The 18,017-nt window shown below is 68.9% G+C and carries 16 protein-coding genes; 3 read left to right on the top strand and 13 right to left on the bottom strand.

Features of this window, described 5'->3' with window-relative positions; translation table 11 throughout:
- Positions 1-47: 47 nt before the first annotated feature.
- Both Psi02_RS18150 and Psi02_RS18145 read right to left on the bottom strand, forming a co-directional pair.
- Positions 48-401: a cupin domain-containing protein gene (locus tag Psi02_RS18150; protein WP_203953554.1), complete on the bottom strand. Its 354-nt coding sequence runs from the start codon at positions 399-401 to the stop codon at positions 48-50.
- 13 nt (positions 402-414) lie between these two features.
- Positions 415-1,080 (bottom strand): AMIN-like domain-containing (lipo)protein, encoded by a 666-nt coding sequence (locus tag Psi02_RS18145; RefSeq protein WP_203975539.1) that lies wholly within the window; start codon positions 1,078-1,080, stop codon positions 415-417.
- A gap of 137 nt (positions 1,081-1,217) precedes the next feature.
- On the opposite strand from Psi02_RS18145, the gene Psi02_RS18140 reads away from it, so the two are divergent.
- Positions 1,218-3,431 carry a hypothetical protein gene (locus Psi02_RS18140; protein ID WP_203975537.1) on the top strand — a complete coding sequence of 738 codons (2,214 nt, stop codon included), beginning with the start codon at positions 1,218-1,220 and terminating at the stop codon, positions 3,429-3,431.
- 61 nt (positions 3,432-3,492) lie between these two features.
- Here the strand turns inward: Psi02_RS18140 and Psi02_RS18135 are convergent, their stop codons facing one another.
- Positions 3,493-4,809 carry an MFS transporter gene (locus Psi02_RS18135; protein ID WP_308442247.1) on the bottom strand — a complete coding sequence of 439 codons (1,317 nt, stop codon included), beginning with the start codon at positions 4,807-4,809 and terminating at the stop codon, positions 3,493-3,495.
- Positions 4,810-5,016: 207 nt separating this feature from the next.
- Between Psi02_RS18135 and Psi02_RS18130 the strand changes: the two genes are divergently transcribed.
- The gene (locus Psi02_RS18130; RefSeq protein WP_203975532.1) at positions 5,017-5,475 is read left to right on the top strand and encodes a MarR family winged helix-turn-helix transcriptional regulator; all 459 of its coding nucleotides are present in this window, start codon (positions 5,017-5,019) and stop codon (positions 5,473-5,475) included.
- 9 nt (positions 5,476-5,484) lie between these two features.
- On the opposite strand, the gene Psi02_RS18125 is transcribed toward Psi02_RS18130, so the two are convergent.
- The 7 genes from Psi02_RS18125 to Psi02_RS18095 all read right to left on the bottom strand — a co-directional run bounded on the left by Psi02_RS18125 (position 5,485) and on the right by Psi02_RS18095 (position 13,509).
- Entirely contained in the window at positions 5,485-6,771 is a 1,287-nt protein-coding gene (locus Psi02_RS18125) for a thymidine phosphorylase (RefSeq protein ID WP_203975530.1), read from the bottom strand.
- Between the two features lie 8 nt (positions 6,772-6,779).
- Positions 6,780-7,169, bottom strand: coding sequence for a cytidine deaminase (locus Psi02_RS18120; RefSeq protein ID WP_203885674.1), 390 nt, complete (start codon positions 7,167-7,169; stop codon positions 6,780-6,782).
- Positions 7,166-8,437, bottom strand: a complete 1,272-nt coding sequence (locus tag Psi02_RS18115) for an ABC transporter permease (protein ID WP_203975528.1) — start codon at positions 8,435-8,437, stop codon at positions 7,166-7,168. Before Psi02_RS18115 ends, Psi02_RS18120 begins: the two co-directional genes overlap by 4 nt.
- A gap of 67 nt (positions 8,438-8,504) precedes the next feature.
- Positions 8,505-9,629: an ABC transporter permease gene (locus Psi02_RS18110; protein WP_203975526.1), complete on the bottom strand. Its 1,125-nt coding sequence runs from the start codon at positions 9,627-9,629 to the stop codon at positions 8,505-8,507.
- The gene (locus Psi02_RS18105) at positions 9,626-11,161 is read right to left on the bottom strand and encodes an ABC transporter ATP-binding protein (RefSeq protein WP_203975591.1); all 1,536 of its coding nucleotides are present in this window, start codon (positions 11,159-11,161) and stop codon (positions 9,626-9,628) included. The genes Psi02_RS18110 and Psi02_RS18105 overlap by 4 nt, the downstream gene beginning before the upstream one ends.
- Positions 11,162-11,261: 100 nt before the next feature.
- Positions 11,262-12,296, bottom strand: a complete 1,035-nt coding sequence (locus Psi02_RS18100) for a BMP family lipoprotein (RefSeq protein WP_308442246.1) — start codon at positions 12,294-12,296, stop codon at positions 11,262-11,264.
- A 190-nt stretch (positions 12,297-12,486) separates the two neighbouring features.
- Positions 12,487-13,509, bottom strand: coding sequence for a BMP family lipoprotein (locus Psi02_RS18095; protein WP_239094971.1), 1,023 nt, complete (start codon positions 13,507-13,509; stop codon positions 12,487-12,489).
- A gap of 340 nt (positions 13,510-13,849) precedes the next feature.
- Here Psi02_RS18095 and Psi02_RS18090 point away from each other — a divergent pair, with 340 nt between their 5' ends.
- A complete protein-coding gene (locus Psi02_RS18090) occupies positions 13,850-15,109 on the top strand; it encodes an AI-2E family transporter (RefSeq protein WP_203975522.1) in 1,260 nt (419 codons plus the stop codon).
- A 10-nt stretch (positions 15,110-15,119) separates the two neighbouring features.
- Here Psi02_RS18090 and Psi02_RS18085 read toward each other — a convergent pair whose 3' ends face one another.
- The 3 genes from Psi02_RS18085 to Psi02_RS18075 form a co-directional block, all read right to left on the bottom strand.
- Positions 15,120-16,331: an amidohydrolase gene (locus tag Psi02_RS18085; RefSeq protein ID WP_203953597.1), complete on the bottom strand. Its 1,212-nt coding sequence runs from the start codon at positions 16,329-16,331 to the stop codon at positions 15,120-15,122.
- A 275-nt stretch (positions 16,332-16,606) separates the two neighbouring features.
- Complete coding sequence (locus Psi02_RS18080; protein WP_203975519.1) at positions 16,607-17,779, bottom strand: glutamate--cysteine ligase; 1,173 nt, start codon at positions 17,777-17,779, stop codon at positions 16,607-16,609.
- A 29-nt stretch (positions 17,780-17,808) separates the two neighbouring features.
- Complete coding sequence (locus Psi02_RS18075) at positions 17,809-18,009, bottom strand: SCO4848 family membrane protein (protein ID WP_239094970.1); 201 nt, start codon at positions 18,007-18,009, stop codon at positions 17,809-17,811.
- Positions 18,010-18,017: the final 8 nt, after the last annotated feature.

Here is an 18,017-nt window from a genome sequence, read left to right as displayed (position 1 = left end):
ACCCTACCTTCGCGCGCATAGGCGATCTTGCAGGGTATGACGGGAAATCAGTCGTCTCGGTTGGCCGTCTCCGGCGAGAAGGCCGGAAGGCAGATGGCGACGTATTCGGCGCCGGAAGGGCCCGAACTGTACCGGATCTTCTCCCCCGCGTCGCTGGCGAACGCCTGGCCCGCCTCTACGAGCGTGGTGCCCTCGGCGTGCTCGACGATCACCGACCCCTTGAGGACCACGGTGTATTCGGCGAAACCCGGCGTCTGCGCCGGCTCCTCCCAGCCGGGGGGCGCCACCATGTGCGCGATGGACACCTGGTCGTCGCCGCTGTTGACGCGGCCGAAGTACTCATCTATCAGCTTGCCGCCGGGCACGGGGACACGCGCCGGCGCATCGATCTTCCTGACCATGCCGTCCAGTGTGTCAGTGCGCCACGTCGATCACGAGGCGGGTCGGCGACGACTGCTCGATCACGCGGAATCCGGCCTTGTGCTTGAGCACGAGTCCGACGCCCACCATGCCTTCGAAGTCACCGGTCTTGACGACGTGGGTGACGTTCGGCAACTTGACGGCGACCTCACGCGGGCCCTTCCACGTCGGCTGGCCGGCCTCGTTGTGCGCGTAGGCGGGGAACAGTGCGACCTGGAGATACGCGCCACCCTTGATCTTGACGACGGCTCCCGATCCGTCCTGGACGAGCTTGGGCACCCAGTTGACCGAGTAGCCGGTCCTCGCCCCCGCGAGGTCGACGACGACGCGGTCGAAGGCCGCGTGGCGCGCGTACCTGACTCCGGTGACCATGGGAGGGGGCACGGGGGAACGTTCCACACTGATCGGCTTCGTCGAGGTCGGCGGTGGCGCGTCTGCAGGTTGGGACGACGTGACCGGCTTGACCGACGGAGTCGGCGTGGTCGGCGTGACCTGGGTGGGTGACGTGACGGGCTCGGGGCCGTCCGTGGTCGGGGTACCGGGGGCTGACGCGGCCGGCGTCCCCGCCAGGGAGGGCGCGGCCGACGACCCCGACGCGGCGCCGCCGCAGGCCACGAGGCCGGCGAGGGGCATGGTTGCGAGGACGAGACGGGTCTTCATGGCGACGGCTCTCTTTCTGCTGATCCTGACTCATTAGACGTGATGATCAAGGGCTCGGTTCGGGAATCTGCCGCGAAACATGGCCTGAGCAGCAAAGATCAGCTATATGCTTTCCCGGCTAGAAAGCGAGGAAAGTCGTGAATGTCCCCCCCGGTGCCCGGCCCTTCCCGAGTTCTCCGACGAGGGCGGCCGCCAGGGACCTCCCCGGCTTCGACGCCTTCGTCGCGGACCACGCCCCGGCTCTCACCCGTACGGCGTTCCTGCTCACCGGTGACGGCACGGCGGCACGCCATCTCGTCGTCGCGGCCCTCACCAAGGTCGGGAACCGGTGGAACACCCTGCGGTGGTCGTCCCCCGCCCGGGCCGCGCTGAGGGAGCTGTTCGGGGCCTACCTCACCCGCCCGCCGAAGGCTCCGCCGATCCTGAACCGGCCTTCGAGCGGTGACACGGCGCGTGTGGGCACGGGCCTCCACGCCGGGCCGCAGGGGCCGGACGGCCGGAGCCTCACACTCCAGGTGTCCGAGGCGATGAGGGCGCTGACCCCCCGTCGCCGTGCCCTCATCGTGGCGCGCTTCCACGAGGGACTTTCCGTGGAGCACGCGGCCGCGCTGTGCAAGATGGACGCCCGGACGGCCTGGACCGAGATCGCCGCCGCCCTGTCGGAGCTGAAGGGCCGCCTTCCCGTCCTCGCGGCCGCCGTCGATACGGCTCCGGCCCTCGATGCTCCTCCGGCGTCAGGTACGGCTCCGACCCCCGGTACCGCTCCGGCTTCAGGCACCGCTCCGGCTTCAGGCACCGCTCCGGAGGCTCCGGCCGCCGCTCCTTCCACGGCGTGGGCACCTCCACCGCCTCAGAGCACGTCCTGGACGGCGCCTGAGGCCCACAGCACGTCCTGGACGGCGCCCGAGGCCCAGACGCCGCCTGAGGCCCACAGCACGTCCTGGGCGCCGCCCGAGCCGCAGAGCGCCCCGGCGTCACCGGGAGCCTCATGGGCGCCTCCGGTGCCCCTCAGCGGCCCGCACGGCACACCTCTGTACCCGCCACCGGCGGCCGCACCGGGGCCGAGGCCGCACCCGGCGCCGCAGCCGGTGCCACCCGTGACACCGTTCATGGGACCCCAGGCGGCCGAGGACCCGGCGCACGAGGCGTTGCGGCGCCACCTGGCGCTGCTCGCCGCGGAGACCCCCGCCGTCGACGTCCCCGGTGTCACCGGGGAGATCCTCCGTACGGCACGGCGTCGTCGCACGCGGCGACGCGTCCGGGCCACGATCGCCGGCGTCGCGGCGGCGGGGCTCGTGGGCGTCGGCGTCATCGCGGGGATGTCCGCCCTGGTCGGCGGAATCCAGGACAGCGCCCGCCGCGCCGGCCCCGGCCTGCAGGCCCTCGGAGACGGCGGCGACCCCCAGGACCAGCAGGGCCAGGACGTGCCTCGTGTGCTGGACTACAGCATCCCCAACCCGTTCCGGTACGCCTACCGCCCTTACTGCGACCCCGACGATTCCGAGTACGCCGACTACGGCGACTGCAGGAGTTGGCGCGTGGTGAGCACCGGGTTCGACGAGTGGCGGATCCCCGATGCGGACACCCGTTCCGACCGGACGCTGTTCGCGATGAGCGCGGACGGCGCCCGCCTGGCCTACTACGACACCTCGGCCGACGCGGTGGTCATGGTCAGCCGTGACGATACGACGCCAGAGATCACCGACCTCATCTCGGACGCCGACCGGGTGGACTTCGACACCGAACTGGACTTCTCGCCCGCTGGGCGGTGGCTGGCCGTCGGCTACGGACAGGGCGAGGGTGCTCCCCGGCCCCGTTTGCACGACTTCACCACGAACCGGTCCTGGGCCCTGCCGCGATACCTGAATCTCCTGGCCGTGTCCGACGACGGCACGGTCACCGCCACGATGACGGGCGATGTGCGGAACGAGCCCGGCCGCGTCCACACCACCACCCTCGTCCGGATGCGGCCGGACGGTCATGTGCTGAGCCGCACGCGCGTGGAGCCTGAACTGTTCGACAGCGGTGGGGCGCTGTCCGGCGACGGCAAGGTCCTCGCCGTCGCCGTGGAGCCGGCCCATCCGAGCGGCGACGGGCACAACCGGCTGGTCACGCTCGACGCACGCACCGGAAAGGTCCGCACCCTGACGGAGGCCGCCCTTCCGAAGTACTCCTACATCGATGAGGTCCACGGCTGGGTCAACGATCGCGAGGTGCTCGTCGACGTCTCAGACGATGACGACGGCTACTACACCTACATCGTCGACGTGATCACGGGCGCTGCCCGGGAGGTCACCGGCACGGGATCGTACGACGCCGTCGAGGTCTGGGCCCCCGGAACGCTCGGTTAGCCACACGAGAAGGGGGCGCCCCGTGCATCGGGACGCCCCCAGCTTCACGCGATCAGACAGATCAGACCATCTCGAAGACCTTCTCGTCCGCGGTGGTCTTCGTACGGGACCGGAACCGCACCCCCGTCAGGGCGACGACGAGGCCGATGAGGGCGAACACGACCGACACCGTGATCGCCGCCCGGAAACCCGCGATCGGATCGGCCTGCGAGCCCGACGTCAGGACGGCGGTCACGACCGCCAGGACGACGGCGCCGCCGACCTGCCCCGAGGTGTTGAGCAGACCCGAGGCGAGACCCTGCTCCTCGTCGCGGACCCCGTTCGTGGCCTGGATGTTGAGCGACGGGAAGGTCAGCGCGAACGCGATGCCGAGCAGGACCATGCCGGGCAGCACCATCGTGGCCAGGCTGGGGTGCTCGTCGACCCTGAGGAACTGGACGTAACCGGCGATCAGGGAGAGCGTCCCCAGGGCGATCAGCGGCGCCGTGCCGAACCGGTCGGCCAGTTTGCCCATCTTCGTCGAGGTGATCGCCACCAGCAGGCCCGCGGGCAGGAAGGCCAGAGCGGTGTGCAGGGCGCTCCACCCGAGCAGGTTCTGGAAGTACTGCATGGCGACGAACTGGAAGCCGACGTACGAGCCGAACAAGATCACAAGCCCGATGTTCGCCCGGACGAGCGGCGCCGAACGCAGGATGCCGAGGCGGACCAGAGGATGCCTGACCCGGCGCTCCACCACCACGAACAGGGCCACCAGGACGACCACTCCGACGACGGACAGCACCGTACGGAGCACGCTGACCTGCGGCGCCTCCACGACGGTGAAGACCAGGAGCAGCATGGCCGCCGTGATGGTGGCGGCGCCCAGGAGGTCGTGACCGCCTTCGCCGCGCTCCTCGCCACGGCTGAGCAGGCGCAGCCCCGCGATGAGGGCGATGATGGCGATGGGCACGGGCATGAGGAAGGTCCAGCGCCAGCCGATCTCCGTCAGCAGGCCCGACAACACGAGACCCAGCGAGAAGCCGCTGGCGCCGCAGGCGGAGAAGATGCTCAGCGCCCGGTTGCGCGCGGGCCCCTCGGCGAAGGTCGTGGTGATGATGGACAGGGCGGCCGGAGCCGTGAAGGCCGCGCTGATGCCCTTCACGAAGCGTGCGGCGATCAGCAGGGTTCCGTCGTTCATCAGCCCGCCGAGCAGCGACGCGACGGCGAAGACGGCCAGGGCGGCGAGGAACACCCTGCGGCGGCCGAGCAGGTCGGCGGTCCGGCCCCCGAGGAGCAACAGGCCGCCGTAGCCCAGCACGTAGCCGCTCACCACCCATTGCAGCGACGAGGTGGTCATGCCGAGGTCGGACTGGATGGAGGGCAGGGCCACGCCAACCATGGAGACATCAAGAGCATCGAGGAATAGGACGACACAGAGAACCGAGAGGGCACCCCACAGGCGCGCCCCCCAGCGCTCATCCTTAACAGGAGGGGTCATGCGAGAGAAGGTACATGCACATGCATTCAATGCACAAACATTTAATGCGTTTGCATATATTGCACAATCATGGTATGTTCCCGCGCAGAAAGGCGGTCTTGAGGACGCATGGACGACACCGACTTCGTGGTCATGGCATGGCGTGAACTGCTCGCCCGGCACGCGCAGGTCTCGTGCGCGCTGGATCGCGAGCTCGGCGACAAGCACGGGCTCGGGGTGAGCGAGTTCGAGGTGCTCGACCGGATGGCCGAGGCCAGGAGCTGCGGCGACGACACGGCCAAGTTCAAGTTCCGGGTGCAGGAGCTGGCGGACCAGGTTCATCTCAGCCAGAGCGCGATGTCGCGGCTGATCGCCCGCCTGGAACGCGAGGGCCTTGTCGCCCGGGCGATGTGCGCCGACGATCGGCGGGGCGTGTTCGTGCAGATCACCGAGGACGGCCTCCGGCGGCAGGCCGAGGCCGCCCCGACGCACCGGGCCGTCCTCGACTCAGAACTCTCCCCGTACCTCGCGAACATGCGATGCCCGGAGAACGAGCGCAGCGACTCCGCGCCCGTCCTGTCCGCCTGACGGCGACGGCTACGCGGTGATCCGGTCGATGACCAGCGGAAGAAGGTCGTCGCCGCCGTCCTCGCCGATCGCGTAGGCGCCCTCCAGCGCCTCCAGCGCCCGCTCGAACCGCGCGGTCTCGTCCGCGTGCAATGTCATGAGCGGCGTGCCCTTGGTGACGACGTCCCCCGGCTTGGCGTGCAACGTGATGCCCGCTCCCGCCGACACCGGGTCCTCCTTGCGGGCCCGTCCGGCGCCCAGCCGCCAGGCGGCGACACCGACGGCCAGCGCGTCCAGCTTCGCCAGCACGCCCGACTCGGGCGCGGCGATCTCGACGAACTCGGCCGCCCTGGGAAGGACCGCGTCGGGATCGCCCCCCTGCGCGCTGATCATGCGCCGCCAGGCGTCCATCGCCGAGCCGTCCTTCAGCGCCTCCTCGGGGTCCTTCGCACCCCGCACGCCGGCGGCCTCCAGCATCTCCCGTGCCAGCCGTACGGTCAGCTCCACCACGTCGGAGGGGCCGCCTCCCGCGAGGACCTCGACCGACTCCTCGACCTCCAGGGCGTTGCCCACGGCGAACCCCAGGGGCCGGTCCATGGCGGTCAGCAGGGCGACGGTCCGCACGCCCGCGTCCGTGCCGAGCTCCACCATCGTCCGCGCCAGTTCCCTGGCGTCGTCCACGTTCTTCATGAACGCGCCGGATCCCGCCTTCACGTCGAGCACCAGGGACCCGGTGCCTTCGGCGATCTTCTTCGACATGATCGACGAAGCGATCAGCGGGATCGACTCGACGGTGCCGGTGACGTCCCGTAGCGCGTACAACTTCTTGTCCGCGGGCGCCAGCCCGCTGCCGGCCGCGCAGACGACCGCTCCGGCCGCGCGGATGACCCCCAGCATCTCGTCGTTGGACAGGGACGCGCGCCAGCCGGGGATGGACTCCAGCTTGTCCAGCGTGCCCCCGGTGTGGCCGAGCCCGCGGCCGGAGAGCTGCGGGATGTAGGCGCCGCACGCCGCCACGAGCGGGGCCAGCGGCAGGGTGATCTTGTCGCCGACCCCGCCGGTGGAGTGCTTGTCCGCGGTCGGCCGGTCGAGGACGGACCAGTCCATCCGCTCCCCCGACCGGATCATGGCCTGGGTCCAGTCCGCGATCTCCCGGCGGTCCATCCCGTTGAGCAGGATCGCCATCAGCAACGACGACATCTGCTCATCGGCCACCGCGCCACGCGTGTACGCGTCGATCACCCAGTCGATCTGGGCGGTGGACAGCGCGCCACGCTCCCGCTTGGTGATGATGACGTCGATCGCGTCGAAACCCATGCTTACCCCTATCGCGAAAGGTCGTCGGGGCCGAAGGCGAACGGCACCAGGTCCGCGAGCCGCCACGGCCCCTCCGGCGTCTCCACCAGCAACTCCGGTCCGCCGTGCTCGAAGAGCAGCTGACGGCAGCGGCCGCACGGCATCAAAAGCTCGCCGTGGCCGTCCACACAGGTGAACGCCACGAGCCGCCCGCCGCCGGTCGCGTGCAACGCCGAGACGAGCCCGCATTCCGCGCACAGCCCGAGGCCGTACGACGCGTTCTCGACGTTGCACCCGGTGACGACACGTCCGTCGTCGACGAGCGCGGCCGCTCCCACAGGGAACTTGGAGTACGGCGCGTACGCCTTCGCCATGGCCTCTCTGGCCTCGGCGTGGAGTGTCTCCCAGTCGATGGTCATGTCGTCTGCCCCCTCCGGTACGGAATGCCGTCGGCGGCCGGCGGACGCAGCCGTTGGGAGGCCAGCGACAACACCAGCAGCGTGGTCAGATAGGGGGTGAACGAGGTGAACTGCTCGGGCACCGTGTCCGTCACCGCGAACACCACGTAGACCACGACCGCGCCGATCCCCGTGATCAGCGCCGCCTTGTTGCGCCCCTGCCGTACGAGCTGGTAGATCGCCACGGCGGCGAGCAGCAGCGCGACGACGAGCAGCAGCGCGTGGACCGAGGTCCCGCCCTGCCGGAGCTGCAGCGCGTCGGTGTATCCGAACAGCGCCGCGCCTCCGGCGAGGCCGCCGGGCCGCCAGTTGCCGAAGATCATGGCCGCGAGGCCGATGTATCCGCGGCCGCCGGTCTGCCCATCACGGTAGATACCCGCGGCCACGATCGACAGGAACGCGCCGCCCAGTCCGGCGAGGCCGCCGGAGAAGAGCACCGCGATCCACTTGTACAGGTAGACGTTGACGCCGAGGGACTCGGCGGCGACGGGCCGCTCACCGACCGACCGCACGCGCAGGCCGAACGCGGTACGCCACAACACGTAGTACGTCAGCGGCACGAGCAGGATCGCCAGGATCGTGAAGGCGGACACGTTCTGCGTGAGCCCCCGCAGCAACCCGGCGAAGTCGGAGAGCACGAACCAGTGCTTCGCCTCGAGCGTCCGCAGCGGATCTCCGATCCCCGGGATGCTCAGCGTGCTCATCGGGGGGACCGGCGGCGACTGCTTGGCACCGCCGCCCGGCATGCCGTCGAAGACGAGCTTGGACAGGTACTGGGTGAAGCCGACGCCGACGATGTTGATCGCCACACCGGAGATGATGTGGTCCACTCCGAAGGTGACGGTCGCGACGGCGTGGATCGCGCCGCCCAGCGCGCCGCCGATCGCGCCCGCGACGACCCCGGCCCAGGGGTTGTGAAACTGGAGCGCGCCCCAGGCTCCGAACCAGGTGCCGAGGATCATCATGCCTTCGAGGCCGATGTTGACCACGCCGGCCCGTTCGGACCACAGGCCGCCGAGGGCCGCGAGCCCGATCGGCACGGCCAGCCCGAGCGCCGCGCTGACGGTGCCGCCCGAGGTGATGTCGTTCGCCCCCGTGACCACGCGGGCGATGGACAGCAGCACGATGAGGGCCACGACGCCGAGCAGCAACATCGGGAAGGTCAGCTTGAACCGCCGGTTCGGCGATGCCTCCACGGGACGGCCCGCGGCGAGGTCCGTCACGCTCATGCGCTCTCCTCGATGAGCGATCCGGCGGCGCTCACCGGCCGCCGGCAGTGTTGTGTGGGTCGCTGGCTCATGCCGCGGCACCTTCCGCCTGCTGGGGGGTGGCCAGCTCACGGCTGACCCGCCGTTGCTCCGCCACGATGCGGTACCGATGGACCAGCTCGTACGCGATGATCACGGAGAGCACGATCACTCCCTGCATGATCGCCACGATCTCCTTGGAGATGTCGAGCAACTGGAGCGTGTCGGACGAGTTGTCCAGGAAGCTCCACAGCAGCGCGCCGATCGCCATCCCCACCGCGTTGTTGCGGCCGAGCAGGGCGATCGCGATGCCGGTGAATCCGAGGCCCGTGGGGAAGTTGGTGCTGTACTTGTACGACGCGCCCAGAAGCTCCGGCATGCCGATCAGTCCCGCGACCACGCCGGAGACGACCATCGTGACGACGATCATCTTCTTGACGCTGATCCCGCTGGCGATCGCCGCCGACTCCGACTGTCCCGTGGCCCGAAGCTCGAATCCGAACCGGGTCCGGTTCAGCAGGACGTAGTAGGCGATGCCGAGAATGATCGCCACCACGACGAAGCCGGTGACCTGCAACTGGGTGCCGGGGATGAGCGCCATACCCGGCACGCGGGAGTCCTGGGGGATCTCCTTCGTGGCGAGTTCGTTGCCCTTGAGCACACCGAAGTAGTTGGTCACCAGCCATGAGCCGATGCCGGTGGCGATGGAGTTGAGCATGATCGTCGAGATGACCTCGCTCACCCCGCGCGTCACTCTCAGCAGGCCCGCGATCGCGGCCCAGAGCGCGCCCACGACCACCGCGACCACGACGATCAAGATGATGTTGAGCACGCCGGGGAGCAGGGCCGCTCCGCCGACTCCCGCCGCCACCACCGCGGCGAGGCGGTACTGACCGTCCACACCGATGTTGAACAGGTTCATCCGGAAGCCGATGGCGACGGCCAGGGCCGAGATGTAGTACTCGGTGCCCGTGTTGACGATCACGGCCATCGTCCGCGGCTGGGAGCCGTACTGCGCGAGGGCGTTGAACGTCTCCAGCGGGGGCTTGCCCGTCGCGAGAAGCACGATAGAGGTGATCACCACTGCGAACAGGATGGCGAGGAGCGGGGCGACCAAGGCCAGCCAGCCGCCCAGCTTCACCCGTCCGAGTAGCCGGTCGAGAAAGGTGCTCATGCGCCCTCCCCGGCGCCCGTCATGGCCGAGCCGAGACGCTCGGGAGTCACGGAGGTCGGGTCGATGTCCGCGACGATCCTTCCGCGAAGGATCACCTTGAGTGAGTCGGACAGGCCGATGAGCTCGTCGAGGTCGGCCGAGATCAGCAGGACGGCGAGACCGGCGGCACGTGCCGTTCGGAGGTGGTCCCAGATCGCCGCCTGCGCGCCCACGTCGACGCCGCGCGTCGGATGGCTGGCGATCAGCAGCACGGGATCGCCGCTCATCTCCCGGCCCACGATGAGTTTCTGCTGGTTGCCGCCGGACAGCGCGGCCGCGTCCACCTCGATGCCCGGGGTGCGGACGTCGTAGGCGTCGACGATTCTGCGGGTGTCCGCCCGTGCGCCGGCGCGATCGACCCAGACGCCCTTGGAGTTGGGCCGGCGAGTCTGGTGACCGAGGATCCGGTTCTCCCAGAGCGGCGACTCGAGCAGCAGGCCGTGGCGGTGCCGGTCCTCCGGGATGTACCCGATGCCCGCCTCCCGCCTCTTCAGCGTGGACCACTGGCTGATGTCCTCGCCGGCGAGGGTGATGGTTCCGGTCGAGCCGGCGCGCATCCCCATGATCGCTTCGACGAGCTCCGCCTGGCCGTTGCCCTCGACACCCGCGATGCCGAGCACCTCGCCCTTGCGGATCTCGAACGTGGCGCCGTCGACGATCGTCCGGCCCGCGGCCGTCCGGACGGTCAGGTCCCGTACGGCGAGCGCCACCACATCGGTGACGGTCGACTCCCGGGTCTCCGGGCTGGGAAGCTCACTGCCGACCATCAGCTCGGCGAGCCTCCGGGCGGTCACGTCCTTGGGGTCGACCGTGGCGACGGTCGTGCCGCGGCGGATCACGGTGATCGCGTCCGCGACGCGGAGCACCTCGTCGAGCTTGTGGGAGATGAACAGGATCGTGAGACCCTCGCGGACCAGTCCTCGCAGGTTGTCGAAGAGCTCGTCGACCTCCTGGGGCACGAGGACGGCGGTCGGCTCGTCGAGGATGAGGATGCGGGCGCCGCGGTAGAGGACCTTGAGGATCTCCACGCGTTGCCGGGCGCCGACTCCGAGTTCTTCGACGGGGAGGTCGGGCTCGATCGCGAGGCCGTACGCGTCGGAGATCTCCTTGATCTTCTTGCGGGCCGCGCGGAAGTCGACCGCGACGCCGCCCCGGCGGGGCTCGCTGCCGAGGATGACGTTCTCGAGCACGGTGAGGTTGTCGGCCAGCATGAAGTGCTGGTGAACCATGCCGATCCCGTGGGAGATGGCGTCACCGGGCGTGTGGAAGGTGACGGGCGACCCGTCGACCTTGATCTCACCCTCGTCCGGACGCTGCATGCCGTAGAGGATCTTCATGAGCGTGGACTTGCCTGCGCCGTTCTCCCCGACGATGGCGTGGATCCGGCCCTTCGCGACCTGCAGATCGATGTCTCGGTTCGCGACGACTCCGGGGAATCTCTTGGTGATCCCGGCGAGCTCTACAGCAGGTTCTGTGGCGGTCGCGGTGGAAATGGCGGCCTCCTCCTTGCGGAGTGCCTGGTGACGGACATTGTTTTGTGACAGTAGACCAAGGGGCCCGGGGCTATGCCCGCGGGCCCCGCTACAGCGCAGGTCAGGAAGAGGGAACCGTGATCTCGCCGCTGATGATCTTCTGCTTGTACTCGTCGATCTGCGACTTGATGTCGTCGAGCTGGCCACCGGTCGTGGAGTAGTCGACACCGCCGGCCTTGAGGTCGTAGACGGCGGGGCCTTCCTTGACCGTACCGGCCACGAAGTGCTGGAGGAAGTCGAAGACCGCGACGTCGACCTTCTTGATCATGGAGGTCATGATGACGTCCTTGACCCCGCTGTAGGCCGGGAGGGCGGCCTGGTCGGAGTCGACGCCGATCGCGAGGGCGCCCGCGGCCTTGGCCGCGTCGAAGACGCCGCCGCCCGAGCCGCCCGCCGCCTGGTAGACGATGTCCGCACCGGCGTCGTACATTCCCTGGGCCGCGGTCTTGCCCTTGGCCGGGTCACCGAAGCCGCCGAAGTCCGGGGGCTGGGTCAGGTACTTCGACTGGATCTTGATGTCCGGCTTGACCGCCTTGGCGCCGGCCTCGTAGCCCGCCTCGAACTTGTGGATCAGCGGGACGTCGACGCCGCCGACGAAGCCGATGTTGCCCTTCTTCGACTTGATCGCCGCTGCCGCGCCGACCAGGAACGAGCCCTGCTCCTCGGCGAACAGCAGGTTGGTGATGTTCGGGGCCGCGACCGGGTCGTCGACGATGGCGAACTTCGTGTCGGGGAACTCCTTCGCCACCTTCCCGAGCGGCGCGGAGTAGGCGAAGCCCACCGCGATGACGGGGTTGTACCCGCCGGAGGCGAGGAGGCGGAGGCGCTCCTCCTTCTGGGCGTCGGTCTCGCCCTGGGTCGCCTCCAGTTCCTTCTTCTCGACCTTGAGCTCGGTCACGGCCTTGTCCAGGCCGGCCGCGGCGGCGTCGTTGAACGACCCGTCCCCGCGACCGCCGATGTCGTATGCGAGACCCACCTTGACCGCGGAGGCGGCAGGCGCCGAGGCGCCGGGGGTGGCTGCCGATGTCGTGCTGTCACTACCTCCACACGCGGCGGCGGCCATGAGCATGGCTCCCGCGGCAGTGGCGGCGGCCAACTTGCTAACTCGATTGCGGAGCAAGGTGTAACTCCCCTTCCGTGTCCGCGCCGTCAAACTTCCGGTGCACGCACGCAGAACGCACGGCAACCCTGCACGGAAGATAGTTGTTTGACCTGCATAGACCAAACCAGCACACAAGTCCGCAATAGGTCCGTTATGCAGCTCACGCCGCCCCGTGACCAGGAGGTCAGGCCGCACGCACCTTGATCTTGCCGACGATGATCTCCTGCTTGAGCTCCTCGAGCCGTGGCTGGATGTCCCGGATGTGGCCTCCGGTGGTCGAGTAGTCCACCCCGCCCAGCCTCAGATCGTAGACAGTCGGGCCCGCCTTCACCGTGCCGTCCATGATGTTCGCGAGGTAGTCGTAGACGGCCACGTCGACCTTCTTCACCATCGACGTGAGGATGTTTCCGCGCACCTCGGGGTCGGCCGTCATCGCCTGGTCGGAGTCGACGCCGATGGCCCACGCGCGGTGCTCCTTCGCGGCCTCGAACACACCGGCGCCCGATCCGCCCGCGGCCTGGTAGACGACGTCCGCCCCGGCGTCGTACATGCCCTGGGCGGCCATCCGGGCCTTGGCCGGGTCGTCGAACCCGGTGAGGTCGGGCGGCTGGGTCAGGTACTTCACCGCGACGGTGTCGCCCGGCCTGATGTACTTGACCCCCTGGGCGAAGCCGTACTGGAACTTCTTCACCAGCGGCGACTCGACGCCGCCCACGAAGCCCATGTGGCCCGTGCGCGACTTCAGCGCGGCGGCCGCGCCCACCAGGAACGAGCCCTGCTCCTCGGCGAACAGCAGATTCGAGATGTTCGGTCCCCTGGCCATCGTGTCGTCCACGATGGCGAAGCGGATGTCGGGGAAATCGGGGGCGACCTTTTTCATCGGCTCCGAATAGGCGTAGCCCACCGCGATGATCGGGCTGTATCCCGCCTCCGCCAGAACGCGCAGGCGCTCGGCCTTCTGCGCGTCGGTCTCCCCGGGAGTCGCCGTCAGCTCTTTCACCGTTCGGAGGCCGAAGCTCCTTTTGGCGTCATCGAGCCCGGCCGCGGCGGCGTCGTTGAACGACTGGTCCCCGCGACCGCCGATGTCGTACGCCAGCCCCACCTTCATCGAGGAGGCGTCCGACCCGGAGAAGTCGGGCGGTTTGCCACCGCACGCGGCGGCGGCCGCGACCAGAGCTCCGGCCATCAGCACGGCGATCGACCGCAAGAGACCTCCTTCATTGACATTGACCCACTAATGTGGCTTATGCCGGGTAAGAGATAACTAGCGACCAATACAATATTTGTCCAAATTTGTGAACTTTATTCCGAATTTGTGGACGACCTCATGCCGGCGACGCCACCGGCGTCACGCTCTTCACCTGATGGCGCTTTTCATCCGCCGTACGGCGGCGCCGGCCGTGATGAGCCCGTTATCGGCGATTCTCGCGTTTCTCGTCGGTCGTCGCCGTGGAATCCGGCCCACACCCGGACCGCATCGACCACCCCGTCCCCGGTGGAACGCCCGTCTGAGGGTAGGCGAGGCGTCAACGAGAGGAAGTGCCGCCATGGCGGACGACAACGCCACCGGCAAGGGAGCGAACCCGGCCGACAGCACTCCCCCGAAGCACACGGAGAGCGCCCCCGGACAGCCCGTGAAGGACACGACCATCACGGACAGGACCACCACGGACACGACCACCACGGGCAGAACCACGGAGGACAGGACCGTGGAGGCGGCGATCGTCACCGCGGACGCCGTCTCCGACGACGACCGGCCCTTCGGCAGGCTCGGCCGCCCGTTCAACCGCCGGTCGCCGTTCTTCGTCGGGATGGCCGGCGCCGCCGGGGTCGCGGTCACGTACGCCCTGATCCAACTGGTGATCAGCTCCCGCGACGTCCTGGTGCTGATCGGGCTCGCGATGTTCCTCGCGATCGGCCTCAACCCGGCGGTGGAATGGCTGGTGGAAAAGCGCCTGCCCCGCTGGGCGGCGGTGACCGCCATCGTGCTGGCGACGCTGGGACTGGCCGGCGGTTTCCTGGCGCTGGCCATCCCCGCCCTGGTCGACCAGGGCGGCCAGTTCGCCAAACAACTCCCGGGCTACCTGCACAGCCTGCAGGACAGTCACTCGCTGCTGGGGAGCCTCAACCAGCGCTTCCAGGTGGAAAAGCGCCTCACGGAGCTGACGTCGTCCGGGACCGGGCTCTCCCTGGCGGGCGGCCTGCTGGGCGCCGGCCGCATCGTCCTCAGCACCGCGGCGTCCTCGTTCGTCGTCTGCGTGCTGATGATCTACTTCCTGGCGGACCTGCCGCGCATCACCAACACCGTCTACCGGTGCATCCCGCACTCCCGCCGGCCCAGGGCCATCCTCATCACCAACGAGGTGCTGATGAAGGTGGGCGCCTACGTGCTGGGCAACCTGATCACGTCGGTGATCGCCGGCGTGACCACCTTCCTCTGGCTGGTGATCTTCGGGGTGCCCTACCCGGTGCTCCTGGGGCTGTTCGTCGCCCTCATCGACCTCGTGCCGGTGGTGGGGTCCACGATCGGCGGAGTGGTCGTCTGCCTCGTGGCGCTCCTCGTCTCCCTCCCGGTCGCGCTCGCCACGCTGGGCTTCTACATCGCCTACCGCTTCGTGGAGGACTACCTGATCGTCCCCAAGATCATGGGGAGGGCGGTCAACGTGCCCGGAGTCGTCACGGTTCTGGCCGTCCTCATCGGCGGAACCCTGCTCGGCATCGTCGGCGCGCTGATCGCCATCCCCGTCGCGGCCGCCCTCCGGCTGCTGCTCAACGAGATCGCCTTCCCGCGTCTCGACCGGTCGTGACCGCCCGGCGTCAGCGGCTCTCCCCACCCCACAGGGCGGTCAGCGCGGTGGCGGCCATCACCTTCAGGCCGTAGCCGATCGCCCGCTCGTCGACGTCGAACTCCGGCCGGTGGATGTCGACCTCGTCGATCGCGCCGGGCGACCTGGTGCCGAGCCTGGCCAGAGCGCCCGGCACCGACTCGACGTACCACGAGAAGTCCTCACCGCCGAGGCTCTGCGGCGTGGGGACGGCCGCCCCCTCGCCGAGGATCTGGTCGATGGCGTCGTGCAGCATCTGGATGCTCGTCGCCTCGTTGACCGTGGGAGGCGTGCCACGCTTGTAGTTCAGCTCCGCGTCAACGCCGTACGCCCCGGCGACCGAGTCGAGCAGCGCCTTGACGAGGTCGGGCGCCGAGTGCCAGGCGTTCTCGTCCAGCGACCTGATGGTCCCCTGGGCCGTACCGACGTCGGGGATCGTGTTGAAGGCCGAGCCGGCGGTGATCTGACCCCACACCAGGCTGAGGCTGGAACGCGGGTCGACTCGGCGGGACAGGGCCGCGGGGAGCTCAGTGATGATCTTGCTCAGCGCGTAGACCAGGTCGACGGTGAGGTGCGGGCGGGCGGTGTGACCGCCGGGGCCGGACACCTGGATCTGGATGTGGTCGCAGGAGCCGGTGATGGGGCCGGTGCGCAGGCCGATCTGCCCGACGTCGATCCTCGGGTCGCAGTGGAGGGCGAAGATCCGGTCGACCTCGTTGAGGCCGCCGTCGCGCATCACCTCGAGGGCGCCGCCCGCCACCTCCTCGGCGGGCTGGAAGATCAGCCGCACGCGGCCGGGAAGGGCGCCGGCGTCCGCCTGCGTCGCCAGGAACAACCCGGCGCCGAGGACCACCGCGGTGTGCACGTCGTGCCCGCACGCGTGGCAGGCCTCCGGATTCGTCGACCGGTACGGAACGTCCTTCTCGTCCTCCATGGGCAGGGCGTCGATGTCGGCGCGCAGCGCCACCGTCGGCCCGCTGCCCTCACCGAGGTCGACCCACAGACCCGTGCCGCGCGACAGCAGCCGGGGCGTCAGGCCCGCGTCCGTCAGACGCTCAGCGATCTTCTCGGTGGTGCGGTGCTCGCTGAAGGCGATCTCCGGGTGGGCGTGGACGTCGCGCCGGAACTCGATCAGCTCATCGTTGTGCTCGCGAAGGAAGCCCGCCAGCTGCCCAGCCAGGTCGTTTCCCCCGGGCGGAGCCATATCAGGCGGGGCGAGCTTCGATGAGGTGGTCACAGGTCTTCCCTTCTCCGGCGAGCCGCCCAGTCACGGATCGCGGGATCGTCGAAAGCAATCGAGCCGAGGAGGTCGTGTCAAAAGATCGAAAGGGTCGTGCGGGCATCACGCCACCACCGACCCTTCCTTCACAATCTTTCCACGCATCGTCCGTCCTAGGCGGTGGATTGCCCAGTATTTACACCGGCAACTGCGTGATGTCAGAAGTCGGTTTCCTTTGGCCTGCAAATCAGACATACGTGTCAGGCGCTCGAATGTCCGGACCCTCGGTTGGGGTTCGAGGTCACGAACCGGTCTTCGGCGAGCTCGATCAACGTGGCGTCCACGATGTCCTCGAGGGTTCCGCCGTCAGCGAGGATCGCCCGCTGGCGCTCACAGGAACTCCCCTGCTCCAGCACGTCCGTCATGACGGCGAGCTCCTCGGCACAGCCGAGTCTTTCTGCCACCGGTTCCAGTTCGCGCTGGAGTTCATACAATACGTCGCGCATCGGCGCCGTGCTGCCATGGTCGTCGGTGATGACGTCCGCGTCGAGGCCGTAGCGCGTGGCGCGCCACTTGTTGTCGCGCACGACCCACGCCGCGGGATGCGGCAGCTTGTACCCCCGATCGATCTGCTGGTCGAACTGGTGCACCAGGCACTGGCTCAGGGCGACCACCATGCCGACCTCACGCGGCGTGGGGATGCCGTCGAACATCCGCACCTCGATGGTGCCGAAGTCGGGATGCGGCCGGATGTCCCACCACACCTCCTTGATGCTCCTGATCGTCCCCGCGCGGAGCAACGTGCCCATGTACTCCTCGAACTCGGCCCAGTCGGCCAGCAGATGCGGCGGGCCCGCGGTCGGCAGGGCGCCGAAGACGATGGCGCGGCTCGACGCGAGCCCCGTGTCCTGCCCTCCCCAATAGGGGCTGGACGACGTCAGCGCGAGGAAGTGCGGCAGGTGGGCCGCCAGGGCGTTGACGATCGGGATGACCTTCTCCCGATCCGTGACGCCCACGTGGACGTGCACGCCGAACGTCTGGATCCGCCACGCGAGCCACTGCATCTCCTCCACCAGCTCGGCGTAGCGCTGCACCGGCGCGTAGACCGCGTCCCGCCAGTCGCTGATGGCGTGCGTCCCCGTGCAGGCGAGGCCCGTCCCCCGCGGCTCCACCACCTCCTGGAGGCGTTCGAGGCTCCTCTTCAGGTCCTGTACGGCCTCGCCCGCCGTGTTGCAGACGTCCGTGACGATCTCGATCTGCGACTGCATCAGCTCGTGCATCGCCTTCGGACGCCGGCCCTCGCTCAACTCGGGAACGGCGGCGAGCACCTCCTTGGCGTCCTGCCGGAGCTGGCGCGTGTGCCTGTCGACGAGCTGAAGCTCCCACTCCACACCCAGCGTCGCACCGCGCGAAGGATTGAACTCGATCGCCACCGCATGCCTCCGTGACTCGGAATCTCCCTTTATGGCCTACCCCTCTTCCACGCGCGCACGCCGATGGTCCCGAGCACGAGGGCGAGGATGATGTTGACCGCGATCAGGACGCCGTGGACGACATAGAACGCGGTGGGATGCCCGTCCGCGAGGTTGAACCCCAGGTTGATCCATTCAAAGATCATGAAAGCGGCGAGGGCCAACAGAAAGACCGATACACGTCTCGTCATCCTCACAG

It is taken from the genome of Planotetraspora silvatica (assembly GCF_016863315.1).
GTDB classification, from domain to species: domain Bacteria; phylum Actinomycetota; class Actinomycetes; order Streptosporangiales; family Streptosporangiaceae; genus Planotetraspora; species Planotetraspora silvatica.
Note: the sequence above shows the minus strand (reverse complement) of the source record. Positions and strands in the feature narration are given on the sequence as shown.

Coding starts and splice junctions, on each gene's coding strand:
- Psi02_RS18150 (WP_203953554.1), bottom strand. CDS start 401: ATGGTCAGGAAGATCGATGCGCCGGCGCGTGTCCCCGTGCCCGGCGGC.
- Psi02_RS18145 (WP_203975539.1), bottom strand. CDS start 1,080: ATGAAGACCCGTCTCGTCCTCGCAACCATGCCCCTCGCCGGCCTCGTG.
- Psi02_RS18135 (WP_308442247.1), bottom strand. CDS start 4,809: ATGGTTGGCGTGGCCCTGCCCTCCATCCAGTCCGACCTCGGCATGACC.
- Psi02_RS18130 (WP_203975532.1), top strand. CDS start 5,017: ATGGACGACACCGACTTCGTGGTCATGGCATGGCGTGAACTGCTCGCC.
- Psi02_RS18125 (WP_203975530.1), bottom strand. CDS start 6,771: ATGGGTTTCGACGCGATCGACGTCATCATCACCAAGCGGGAGCGTGGC.
- Psi02_RS18120 (WP_203885674.1), bottom strand. CDS start 7,169: ATGACCATCGACTGGGAGACACTCCACGCCGAGGCCAGAGAGGCCATG.
- Psi02_RS18115 (WP_203975528.1), bottom strand. CDS start 8,437: ATGAGCGTGACGGACCTCGCCGCGGGCCGTCCCGTGGAGGCATCGCCG.
- Psi02_RS18110 (WP_203975526.1), bottom strand. CDS start 9,629: ATGAGCACCTTTCTCGACCGGCTACTCGGACGGGTGAAGCTGGGCGGC.
- Psi02_RS18090 (WP_203975522.1), top strand. CDS start 13,850: ATGGCGGACGACAACGCCACCGGCAAGGGAGCGAACCCGGCCGACAGC.
- Psi02_RS18085 (WP_203953597.1), bottom strand. CDS start 16,331: ATGGCTCCGCCCGGGGGAAACGACCTGGCTGGGCAGCTGGCGGGCTTC.
- Psi02_RS18075 (WP_239094970.1), bottom strand. CDS start 18,009: ATGACGAGACGTGTATCGGTCTTTCTGTTGGCCCTCGCCGCTTTCATG.